The 10,935-nt window shown below is 71.4% G+C and carries 12 protein-coding genes and 1 tRNA gene; 9 read left to right on the forward strand and 4 right to left on the reverse strand.

Annotated elements, in window-relative coordinates; genetic code table 11:
- Position 1: 1 nt before the first annotated feature.
- The 6 genes from AB0K34_RS20610 (at position 2) to AB0K34_RS20635 (ending at position 3,910) form a co-directional block, all read left to right on the forward strand.
- On the forward strand, positions 2-655 hold the full coding sequence (locus AB0K34_RS20610; protein WP_138638485.1) for an SIS domain-containing protein: 654 nt from the start codon (positions 2-4) through the stop codon (positions 653-655).
- Positions 655-924, forward strand: a complete 270-nt coding sequence (locus AB0K34_RS20615) for a HypC/HybG/HupF family hydrogenase formation chaperone (RefSeq protein WP_301176310.1) — start codon at positions 655-657, stop codon at positions 922-924. Before AB0K34_RS20610 ends, AB0K34_RS20615 begins: the two co-directional genes overlap by 1 nt.
- Positions 924-2,048 (forward strand): hydrogenase formation protein HypD, encoded by a 1,125-nt coding sequence (hypD, locus tag AB0K34_RS20620; protein ID WP_364550298.1) that lies wholly within the window; start codon positions 924-926, stop codon positions 2,046-2,048. The genes AB0K34_RS20615 and hypD overlap by 1 nt, the downstream gene beginning before the upstream one ends.
- The gene (gene hypE / locus AB0K34_RS20625) at positions 2,045-3,112 is read left to right on the forward strand and encodes a hydrogenase expression/formation protein HypE (protein ID WP_138638470.1); all 1,068 of its coding nucleotides are present in this window, start codon (positions 2,045-2,047) and stop codon (positions 3,110-3,112) included. Before hypD ends, hypE begins: the two co-directional genes overlap by 4 nt.
- A gap of 155 nt (positions 3,113-3,267) precedes the next feature.
- Positions 3,268-3,774, forward strand: a complete 507-nt coding sequence (locus tag AB0K34_RS20630) for a DUF1269 domain-containing protein (RefSeq protein WP_138638469.1) — start codon at positions 3,268-3,270, stop codon at positions 3,772-3,774.
- A gap of 64 nt (positions 3,775-3,838) precedes the next feature.
- Positions 3,839-3,910, forward strand: a tRNA-Met gene (locus tag AB0K34_RS20635).
- An 80-nt stretch (positions 3,911-3,990) separates the two neighbouring features.
- Here AB0K34_RS20635 and AB0K34_RS20640 read toward each other — a convergent pair.
- The 3 genes from AB0K34_RS20640 to AB0K34_RS20650 all read right to left on the reverse strand — a co-directional run bounded on the left by AB0K34_RS20640 (position 3,991) and on the right by AB0K34_RS20650 (position 7,067).
- Complete coding sequence (locus AB0K34_RS20640) at positions 3,991-4,572, reverse strand: TetR family transcriptional regulator (protein ID WP_301176308.1); 582 nt, start codon at positions 4,570-4,572, stop codon at positions 3,991-3,993.
- Positions 4,559-5,989, reverse strand: coding sequence for an FAD-dependent monooxygenase (locus AB0K34_RS20645; RefSeq protein ID WP_364550301.1), 1,431 nt, complete (start codon positions 5,987-5,989; stop codon positions 4,559-4,561). The genes AB0K34_RS20640 and AB0K34_RS20645 overlap by 14 nt, the downstream gene beginning before the upstream one ends.
- Before the next feature lie 97 nt (positions 5,990-6,086).
- Complete coding sequence (locus AB0K34_RS20650) at positions 6,087-7,067, reverse strand: zinc-binding dehydrogenase (RefSeq protein WP_364550303.1); 981 nt, start codon at positions 7,065-7,067, stop codon at positions 6,087-6,089.
- Between the two features lie 112 nt (positions 7,068-7,179).
- Between AB0K34_RS20650 and AB0K34_RS20655 the strand changes: the two genes are divergently transcribed.
- Together AB0K34_RS20655 and AB0K34_RS20660 are read left to right on the forward strand one after the other, a co-directional pair.
- Positions 7,180-7,782 carry a DUF6461 domain-containing protein gene (locus AB0K34_RS20655; protein ID WP_364550305.1) on the forward strand — a complete coding sequence of 201 codons (603 nt, stop codon included), beginning with the start codon at positions 7,180-7,182 and terminating at the stop codon, positions 7,780-7,782.
- 522 nt (positions 7,783-8,304) lie between these two features.
- Positions 8,305-9,297: an IS481 family transposase gene (locus tag AB0K34_RS20660; protein ID WP_364550307.1), complete on the forward strand. Its 993-nt coding sequence runs from the start codon at positions 8,305-8,307 to the stop codon at positions 9,295-9,297.
- A 54-nt stretch (positions 9,298-9,351) separates the two neighbouring features.
- On the opposite strand, the gene AB0K34_RS20665 is transcribed toward AB0K34_RS20660, so the two are convergent.
- A complete protein-coding gene (locus tag AB0K34_RS20665) occupies positions 9,352-9,681 on the reverse strand; it encodes a putative quinol monooxygenase (protein ID WP_364550308.1) in 330 nt (109 codons plus the stop codon).
- 64 nt (positions 9,682-9,745) lie between these two features.
- Between AB0K34_RS20665 and AB0K34_RS20670 the strand changes: the two genes are divergently transcribed.
- Positions 9,746-10,105 (forward strand): MerR family transcriptional regulator, encoded by a 360-nt coding sequence (locus tag AB0K34_RS20670; protein ID WP_364550310.1) that lies wholly within the window; start codon positions 9,746-9,748, stop codon positions 10,103-10,105.
- Positions 10,106-10,935 lie beyond the last annotated feature (830 nt).

The raw sequence follows: 10,935 nt of genomic DNA on the forward strand, positions 1-10,935 counted from the left end.
GATGCTCTACCCGTTCCTGTACGCGGGCGGCTCCGGGCTGGACACGCTGTTGGAGGACGTCCGGCGCTCGACGGCCGACAAGGCCAACGAGATCGTCCGGCTCCGGGAGGCCGTCCTCGCCGAGTACGCCGACGAGCTCGCCGCCTGCGCCGCGCGGATGGCGGCCGCGTTCCGCGCGGGCGGCCGGCTGTTCGCGTTCGGCAACGGCGGCAGCGCCACGGACGCGCAGGACGTCGCCGCGCTGTTCCTCAACCCGGGCGGGGCGGCGCGCCCGCTGCCCGCCCTCGCGCTGACCAACGACACCGCCGCCATCACCGCGCTGTCCAACGACATCGGGTTCGAGGTGGTGTTCGCGCGGCAGCTCGCCGCGTTCGGGCGGCCGGGCGACATCGCGGTGGCGCTGTCCACGAGCGGCGACTCCGACAACCTCGTCGCCGCGCTGCGGGAGGCGGCGCGGCGCGGCATGACGGCGGTCGGGCTCGCCGGCTGCGGCGGCGGGCGGATGGCGGAGACGCCGGGCCTGCACCACCTGTTCGTCGTGCCGTCGTCGTCGGTGCACCGGATCCAGGAGGCGCAGACGACCGTCTACCACGCGCTGTGGGAGCTGACGCAGTCCGAACTGGCCCGGTCCGAGACCACAGGGGAGGCAGGCTGATGTGCCTGGCGATACCGGGCGAGATCGTGGCGGTCGGGACGGACCGGCCGGTGGCGGAGGTCGACGTGAGCGGCGTCCGCCGGTCGGTCGACATCGGCCTGCTGGACGGGGAGCGGCTCGCCGCGGGCGACTGGGTCCTCATCCATGTCGGCTTCGCCATGTCCAAGATCGACGAGGCGGAGGCGCGGGCGACGCTGGAGCTGCTCCAGGGCCTCGGCGCCGCCTACGACGACGAGATCGACGCGCTGCGGGAATCGGAGATCGGCTGATGCGCTTCGTCGACGAGTACCGGGACGCGGGGAGGGCGCGGGCGCTCGCCGCCTCGATCGCCTCCCTGTGCGAGCCCGGCCGGCACTACAAGTTCATGGAGGTGTGCGGCGGCCACACGCACACCATCTACAAGCACGGCGTCGAGGACTACCTCCCGGAGAGCGTCTCCCTCGTGCACGGGCCGGGCTGCCCGGTGTGCGTGATCCCGATGGGGCGGGTGGACGACGCCGTCCACATCGCGTCCCGGCCCGGCGTGATCCTGGCGACGTTCGGCGACATGATGCGCGTGCCCGGCGGGGGCGGCTCGTTCCTCGACGCGAAGGCCGCGGGCGCCGACATCCGGATGGTGTACTCGCCGCTGGACGCCCTGAAGCTCGCCGAGCGCAACCCGTCCCGCCGGGTCGTGTTCATGGGGATCGGGTTCGAGACGACCGCGCCGTCCACGGCGATGACCGTGCTGCGCGCGGCGGCGGCCGGGATCACCAACTTCTCGGTGTTCTGCAACCACGTGACGATCCTCCCGGCGATCAAGGCGATCCTGGACTCGCCGGACCTGCGCCTGGACGGCTTCCTCGGCCCCGGCCACGTCTCGACGGTCATCGGCTGCCGGCCCTACGCGTTCATCCCCGGCGACTACGGCAAACCGCTGGTCGTCGCCGGTTTCGAGCCGCTGGACCTGCTGCAGTCGGTGCGCATGCTGCTGACCCAGCTCGCGGAGGGCCGCGCCGAGGTCGAGAACCAGTACGGCCGGGTCGTCCCGTGGGAGGGCAACCCGAAGGCGCTGGACGCCATCGCCCGCACGATGGAGATGCGCCCGTACTTCGAGTGGCGCGGCCTCGGGTTCATCTCGCATTCCGCGCTGCGCCTGCGGGACGAGTACGCCGCGTTCGACGCCGAGCGCGTCTTCGACATACCGGGCGGCCGGATCGCGGACCCGAAGGCGTGCCAGTGCGGCGAGGTGCTCAAGGGCGTCCTGAAGCCGTGGGAGTGCAAGGTCTTCGGGACGGCCTGCACCCCGGAGACGCCGATCGGCACCTGCATGGTGTCGTCCGAAGGCGCCTGCGCCGCCTACTACAACTTCGGCCGGTTCACCCGGGAACGCGTCAAGGAGGCTACCCGATGACGATCCGCGAGGAGCAGGTCCTCGAACGCATCGCGCGGGCGCGCGGCCGCCGGGCCCGCCTGCGCGAGGACGCGATCACGCTCGCGCACGGATCCGGCGGCAAGGCCACCCGCACCCTGGTCGACGCGGTGTTCAAGGAGGCGTTCGGCAATCCGCTGCTCGACCGCCTGGACGACTCGGCGCGCTTCGCCGTCAACGGCGCCGACCTGGCCTTCACCACCGACTCCTACGTGGTGTCGCCGCTGTTCTTCCCCGGCGGTGACATCGGCGACCTCGCCGTCAACGGCACGGTCAACGACCTCGCCGTCGCCGGCGCGACCCCGCTGCACCTGTCCGCCGGGTTCATCCTCGAAGAGGGCTTCCCGGTGGCGTCGCTGCGCCGCATCACCGCGTCGATGAGCGCCGCCGCCGACGCCGCGGGCGTCGACATCGTCGCGGGCGACACCAAGGTGGTCGAGCGCGGCAAGGCCGACGGCTGCTACATCAACACCGCCGGGGTGGGCGTCGTGCACTCCCCGCCCACGGGCGAGCTCCGGCCCGGCGACGCCGTCCTGGTCACCGGCCCGATCGGCGAGCACGGCGTCACGGTCATGCTGGCGCGCGGCGACCTCGACATCGAGGCCGACCTCGCCTCCGACACCGCGCCGCTGAACTGCCTGCTCGCCGACCTGTCCGCCCGCTGCCGGGGCACCGTCCGCCGGATGCGGGACGCGACGCGCGGCGGGGTGGCGACCGTCCTCAACGAGCTGGCGGCGGACGCGGGCCTCGCCGTGGTCGTGGACGAGGACGCGATCCCCGTCCACCCGGCCGTCCGGGGCGCCTGCGAACTCCTCGGCATCGACCCGCTGTACGTCGCGTGCGAGGGCCGGGCCGTCGTCGTGGTCGCGCCCGGCGCGGCGGACGCGGCGCTGGCCTCGCTGCACGCCCACCCGCTGGGCGCGGACGCCGCCGTCATCGGCCACGTCCGGGACGACCCGCCCGGCACCGTCCTGCTGAAGACGGCCTTCGGCGGCACGCGCATCATCGACCTTCTGGTGGGCGATCCGCTGCCGCGCATCTGCTGATCCCGGGGCCGCGATGGTGCCGCGGCGGTGCCGTGCGGCACGGTCAAAGGCTCCACTGGAATCGGGCATCTTTCTACTACCGGTGTATTGCCGGGCATTGGGGTGGGCATCGTCCCGTAACGCTCAGGCGTCACATCCTTGGGGGGAACACTTCAATGAGCGATCTCATCGCCATCGCCTATCCGGACCTCGACCGTGCCATCGAGGTCCGCGACCGGCTCATCGACATGCAGCGGCAGAACGTGATCGCGCTCGCGGACGCCGCCGTCGTCGAGAAGCGCCTCGACGGCAAGATCAAGCTGCACCAGATCCACAACACCACCGGCCGGGGCGCGGCCTGGGGGACCGTCTGGGGTGGCCTGCTCGGCATGCTGTTCTTCGCCCCGCTGATCGGCGCGGCGGTCGGCGCCGCCGCCGGTGCCGCGGGCGGCGCCGCGTCCGACGTCGGCGTGGACGACTCGTTCATGCGCGAACTCGGCGCGAAGCTCCAGCCCGGCGGCGCCGCGCTGTTCCTCCTCGTCACCAAGGTGACGCCGGACAAGGTCATCCCGCAGGTCGCCCAGTACGGCGGTGAGATCCTGCAGACCTCGCTCAGCGCGGACGCCGAGCAGCACCTGCGCGAGGCCGTCGAGGCCGACGCCCGCGTCCACGCCACCACCTGACCCGCCTGGGCGCGAAAAACAATTGGCTCCACCCCGCGCCGGCCTTTTACCATCGAAAGGCCGGTGCGGGGTAGTGCAACGGGAGCATGCAGGTCTCATAAGCCTGGTGATGCGGGTTCGAATCCCGCCCCCGCCTCTAGTGAAAGGCGCGCCTGAATGGTCGGGCGCGCCTTTCGTCATGCCTTTTCGTCGTGCCTTTTCGCTACGGCGGCGGGCCTAGGTCGCCGCCGGGCTTCCGTAACGGGCCAGCAGAGCCCGCACGGCGGTCCGGATCGGCTCGCCCGGCGACTCCGGGACGCCGGTGGTCAGGGCGGTGAACAGAATGCCCAGGACGCTCATCTCCAGGAGCATGGCGTCGTCCGGGCTGACCTCCATCCCGGCGGCATGGCACTGCCGGACGATGAGATCGGCGCGGGCGCGCAGAGCGTCCGTCAGCATCCGCCGCAGCCGCGGGTTGCGGGTGCTCTCCAGATGCAGCTCGAACAGGGCCAGCGGGTCGTGGCCCCCCTCGGCCAGCATCAGGGTCAGCACGGCGACCAGCGCCTCCTCCAGGTCCGCGGGCGAGATCGGCCGGACGGTGTGGGCGGCCACCCGGTCCCCGAGCCGGTCGGTGATCCGCTCGATGACCCCGTCCAGGAGCGCGTCGCGGGTGCGGAAGTAGCGCGAGGCGGTCCCGGCCGGGACGCCGGCGCCGGCGTCGACGGCCCGGTGGGTGAGCCCGCGCGACCCCTGCTCGGCCAGCACGGCGATGGCCGCGTCCGCGAGCCGGGCGCGTCGCTGCGGGTTAGGCGGTGGCACGGTGCCCCTCCAGATCGGTGCGGTCGGCCGGACCGCACCATTCCACCAGAGCCGCCTCGACGCCGGCGCTGTCGCCGGCCCAGGCCACGTACCCGTCCGGGCGGACCAGCGTCGCCGCCGGCCCGGTCGCGTCCTCCGGCCTGGCCTGCCGCACGCGGTCCCGCCAGTGGACGGGCACCGCCTCGTCCGACAGCAGGACGAACCGCCCCGCGCGCAGCACCTCGTACAGGCGGCCCACGTCCGTGCGGCGGTCGGGGGCGCGGCGCCCGGCCAGCGGGTGGGCGCCGGGCCCGCCGGGCGGATAGGCGAACTCCAGCCCCGACAGCCTGCCGAGGATGCGGCGGCGGCCCGCGCCGGTGCGCAGCAGGGCCGCCATGATCCGCCGGTTGGCCGCCAGCCGCACCCGCGACCCGCTCAGCACGAGCCCCGTGAGGTGGTCGGTCATGGCGAGGACGGCGGAGCCGACGGGATGCCGCTCCGCGTGGTAGGTGCCGAGCAGCCCGGGCGGAGCCCAGCCACGCAGGTCGGCGGCGAGCTTCCAGCCCAGGTTGGCGGCGTCCTGGATGCCGGTGTTCATGCCCTGCCCGCCGATCGGCGAGTTCACGTGGGCGGCGTCCCCGGCCAGGAAGACGCGCCCCGCCCGGTAGGCGCGGGCCTGCCGGCGCTCGGCGGCGAAACGCGAGAACCAGCGCGGCTCGCTCATGCCGTAGTCGGTGCCGGCGATCTGCCGGAACGCCGTACGGATCCGGCCGAAATCGGCGTCCTCCCGGTCTTCGCGCAGCCACGCGCCCACCCGGTACCAGCCGTCCCCGAACGGGAGGGTCACCACCACGCCCTGCGGCCCGACCTGCGTGATCGGCGGCGGCTCGGAGCCGGGGACGCGGACGTCGGCCAGCAGCATGGGCAGGCTGTAGGCCGCGCCGGCGAAGCCCACGCCCACCAGCCCGCGGACGGTGCTGTGGGCGCCGTCCGCGCCGATGACGTACCGGGCGTCCAGCGCGGTCCCGTCCGCGAGCGTGAGCCGTACGGACTCGGCGTCCTGGGCCAGACCGGTGACCTCCGCGCCGCGGCGGACCTCGACGCCCAGTTCGGCGGCGCGCCGCCGCAGGACCTTCTCGGTGCCGTTCTGCGGCACGATCAGCAGCATCGGGTACCGCGTGTCGAGCCGGCCGAAGTCCACGCGCGAGGCGTAGGCGGGGTACACCGTCCTTAGCGGGTTGCCCAGCGCCACCAGTTCGTCGCCCATGCCGCGGGCGTCGAGCAGTTCCAGGGCGCGGGCGTGCAGGCCGAAGGCCCGGGTGACGCCGGACTCACCGCCGCGCTTGTCCACGATCACGCAGTTCACGCCGGCCAGGGCCAGCTCGCAGGCGGCCATCAGCCCGGTGGGCCCGGCCCCCACGATGACGACGTCGTCCATGGCGCCCTCCATTCGCTACAGATGTATCGCTACATTTATAGCGAATGAAGGGCGCCGACGCACCCCCACGGCATGGGGGCCGGGTGCTCCGCTCCGCTCAGCGGGCCCGCTCGGCGTCCACGACCAGCAGCGACTTGCCGACCGTGGCGCGCTCGGCCAGCGCGCGGTGCGCGTCCGCCGCCCGCTCCAGCGGATACGTGGCCCGGATCACCGGCTTCAGCCGCCCCTCCTCGGCCAGTTCAAGCACTCGGCCCAGCAGTTCGCGCACGGTCGCCTCGTCCGGCGGCCCGTCCATGAGCGGAGCGAGCACCCGCACGCCACGGCGCTTGGCCACGTCCTTGTCCGGGTCGGTGAAACCTTCCGCAGTGCCATACGTGACGAACCGCCCGCCATCGGCCACGGCGTCGAACGCGGCCAACCCCAGCGGCCCGCCCGCACCGTCGTAGGCGAGCGCGACCCCGCCGCCGGTCGCCTCGCGCACGCGCTCGACCCAGTCCGCCCGCGTGTAGTCGACGACGACCTCCGCCCCGAGCTCGCGCGCGAGCTCCAGCTTGGCCTCGCTCGACGCGGCCGCCACCACCCGCGTGCCCGCGTCGACGGCGAGCTGCACCAGCAGCGACCCGGCTCCGCCGGCCGCCGCCGACACCAGCACCCACTCACCGCCCGCCGGCGCCCCCAGCCGCGCCAGGCTGAGCGCCGTCACGCCGTCGTGGACGAGCGCCGCCGCCGTCCCGGCCGCCAGCCCGCCGGGAACCGGCATGATCTCGCCCTCCCCGGCGACGACCTGCTCGGCGTACCCGGTCTCGGTCCGCACGACCACCCGCCGCCCGATCCACGCCGGATCGACGCCGTCGCCCGTCCGCAGCACCTCGCCCGCTCCACCGCCGCCCGGCACGTAGGGGAGCGTCCGGGGGAAGAAGTCCTGCCCCCAGCCCCCGCGCAGGAGGGTGTCGAGGAAGATGACGTCCGCCACGGCCATGCCGACGACGACCTGCCCCGGCCCCGGCACCGGCTCGGGCACCTCCGCGACGCCGAGCACCTCCGGCCCACCGAACTCCTTCACCTGGATCGCCCGCATGGCCGCCCCCTTCGCTTCCGAAACCGTTCCACCCCACTCTCCAACCTCAACCAATCTTGAGGTCAAGGCGGCGCTAGGGTCGTGCGGGCGCCGACCCCCGAAGGAGACGATCATGGCCGGCCCGTCACCGGAGCAGATCCAGCACTACGTGCGCGTGCTCGACCACCTGAGCCGCCTCCCACCGGACCCCGGCGCGTCGGAGAACCTGTCCTGGACGGTCGTCCGCGGACCGGGAATGACCGTCCACGAGGCGGTACGCCGCCTGAACGGCGACCCGGCCACCCTCACCGCACACCGCCCGGCCGCCGACGACTACGACCCCGACGACGCGCTCTTCCTGGAAGAACGCGGGGACGCGGTCGTCATCGTCTCCTACGGCACCGCCACCGCCGAACTGGACGCACTCCAGCGCCTGAGCCGAGGCGCCACGCTGCACTCGGTCTTCTGGCTGATCAACAACTTCAGCCGCCTCTACTACCTCGCCGACGGCGAGCTGATCACCGAACTGGACCCGCTCGACCCGCAGAACCCATCGGGCACCACCCCGCACGCGTTGACCGACCACCTGGACGCCCTCCGCACCCTCCGCGCCCACCCCGGCCCCGGCCCGGACTGGGAAACGGCGATGGCCACCCTCGAATCCTTGACCGGCGAAAGACTGGACGCCGACTGGTTCACCCACCCCCAAACCTTCGCCGAGGCCAACCGCCGCTAGGCCCTTTTTCAGGGTTGATCAGAGCCAGCGTCGAGGTAAACGGTGGCCTGGTAGCGGACGGCGAGCTTGGCGAACCGGGTGGCGACCGCGCGATGACGTTCGAGCCGGTTGATGCCGCACTAGCGGGGGTGGCGCCAGCGGTGGACGGCCGGATTCGGAACTGCGCCGGCCGTGCCGTCGCAGTGCCAACGGCGGAACGGTGAGGACCCCACCTCCCAGGAGCCATGTAGGCGGGCACGTCCCGCCACAGGACACCGACCCGGACTCGCCCGCGAACGCCGTCGAGCTGCCGTTTCGTCCATTGCGAGGACAGGCCCGCCTCGTCACCGCCAGGGCGGCCACGAGGTCTCCGGTGGGGTGGCTACCGAAGACCCATTACTTAACGATCACGACACCCGTCACACAACCGACTCCGAAGCAGGCCCTGGGCCCCGCCAACCTCGCCTCGGCCGTCATCTAGCCGCTCTAAAACTGCCGGAGGTTGTTGACACCCGGGGTCTCCGATCACTACGGAGATCTCTCATGCCCCCATCGCCTCAACAGCAACAGGACCGCCAAGCACAGCGACGTCTGGCGGTCCTGCGCCACGCCGAGGAGGTCACCGGCAACGTCTCTCAGACCTGCCGGTACTACGGCATCAGCCGCAACTGCTTCTACAAGTGGCAACGCCGATACCAGGAAGAAGGCATCGACGGGCTGCGCGACCGCTCCAGCCGACCGCACCACAGCCCCAACGCCACCCACACCGACGTCGTCAACAAGATCGTCTACCTGCGGCGGCACTACCACTTCGGGCCGATGAAGATCCAGATGTACCTCAAGCGGTACCACGACATCGACATCGCCACCTCGGCCGTCTACCGCATCCTCAAGAAACTCGGCCTGAACCGCCTGCCGGCCTCCCAGCGCCACAAGCACCACACCAAACGCCACCAGCGCTACGAGAAGCAACTGCCCGGCAACCGCGTCCAGATCGACGTCAAGTTCATCGAACCCGTCGGCGTCCCCGAACCCACAGACCGCCAGGACGCGCCGAAACCGCTCACCCCGGCCCCCAAGAGCCGGCGGCGGGCCAAGTACTACCAGTTCACCGCCATCGACGACTGCACCCGGCTGCGCATCCTGCGGGTCTACCCCCGCTGCGATCAGAAGACCGCCATCCAGTTCCTGGACTACGTCCTGGAACGGCTGCCCTTCCGTGTCGAGGTCGTCCAGACCGACAACGGCGCCGAATTCCAGTCCGGCTTCCACTGGCACGTGCTGGACAAGGGCATCGCCCACACCTACATCAAACCCGCATCACCTCACCTCAACGGCAAGGTCGAACGCTCCCACCGCATCGACGCCGAGGAGTTCTACCGCATGCTCGACGGCGTCGTCATCGACGACACCGGCGTCTTCAACGACAGGCTCCGCGAGTGGGAGGACTACTACAACTACGATCGTCCGCACGGAGCCCTCGGCGGCCAAACCCCTTACAAACGTCTCAAGCAGAAGACCCAGGCCCCGGTGTAACCAAGCTCCGGCAGATGCACATCTAGCGGCGTCGGTGGGTCAAGCCGTCCGGAACTATGTGAGGTCGGCCGGGTAAGCGCTCCTCATCGCGCCGAAGTAAGCCTCGGGTGGACCTTCCACATGCTTGGGCAGCTCGTCCATGAAGGCGCGCAGCAGCGCGGTCGCATTGTGCCGATCGAGGTCCTCTTGCGAACGCCAGACCTCGTACAGGAAGAACCGGCCGTCCTCCTGTTCGTGAAGGTGGTACTGGAGATTGCCGGTGTGCTGCCGGGACGGTTCGACGAGGTTCAGCAGGAGATTGCCGAGTTGCTCGGCGTGCCCGGGCTTGGGGATCAGGAATCCGTAGAGCGAGACGGGCGCCGGTGCAGTCGAAGTAGTTGTCATGCGAGCAACGTTAGGATGTGACATCGATGTGAGGTTCAAGCCGCGTGCCTGTGGGGTGGGTCACATGAAGATCGGAGAGCTGTCCCGCGAAACGGGCGTGGCCGTCCGTCTCCTGCGCTACTACGAGGATCAAGGCCTGCTCACCTCCCACCGCAGCCCGGGCGGACACCGCCACTACGGCCCCGAGGCCCCCGCTGCGGTCGCCCGCATCCGCACACTGCTCGCGGCAGGGCTCCCCACGCGAGTCATCCGCGAACTCACGCCGTGCTTCGTCGGCGACGGCACAGAGGTCCAGGCATGCGTCCTCGACCACCTCCGAACCCAGTGCGCCGAGTTGGACACGCGCATAGCCGACTTGGTCCAGGCCCGCGCGGCCCTAGGCGAAATCCTCCAGGCCTCCACCCGCTCCCTAACCCACACCTGACCCGGGCTGCAGCCTGGCGTGACGTGCAGAAGCCGTGCCCCACGCACTAGCGGATACCCAGGTGGGGAGGGCCTGCGTAGGTGCACGTGTGATCCACTTGCGTGGCGCTGCCTAGAGGAGCGGGCGTCGCGTTGCGCCGTAGCGGGATTACACGACCCTGGGCGTCGAGAACGCGGCTGAGCGTGAAGTATGCGCCTGCGAACGCGCGGGAGCTGTGCCCCAGCATGTCGGGTGACAACGCTGAGGGGCGTCCTCAGACCCGAGCTGGTGAAGGCCAAGCACGGAACCTGTGCCTTCGATCATTCGACCTGGGCCCAGCATGGTGGGCGGCCAGCCTGGGCGGACGGGCCCCAGCCCGCGCCGCCGGGAAACCGGGCGCGGGTACACGCACCTGAGCCGACGTGGCCTTAGGCTCGCGCAGCGGCCGGCCGGGCTAGGGCCGATTCCCGACCCGCGCATGGTGGCACGACCGGACGCAGGCTGCCGATCACGCGCCTTGAACCAGCTCGGCGGATGGGGAGGGACGAGGCGTCTCCGGCCCTGTGTTGCTGGAGGGCGAGCGCGGACCTGCGGTCGCGTGCCTTAAACCAGCCCGATGGGTGTCCAGACTGAGGAAGGGATCCCGACTCGTGCTGGCGGGGGACCGGTGCCCTGTGAAGGCGTGCTCTTGAGATGGCGCGGCGGGGATCAGGTGGGTGGCGCGCCTGAGCCCGTGCCGGCGCGGACGCCGCCCCCTGTTGACGGCGGGTGAATACTGACCCCCAGGCGGCGGCCGAATTCTGACCCCCTCTGCTGTCACTGTGGAGGGTGATCAAGGTGGAGGACTGGGC

This window comes from Actinomadura sp. NPDC049382 (assembly GCF_040677125.1).
In the GTDB taxonomy this organism is placed as follows: domain Bacteria; phylum Actinomycetota; class Actinomycetes; order Streptosporangiales; family Streptosporangiaceae; genus Spirillospora; species Spirillospora geliboluensis.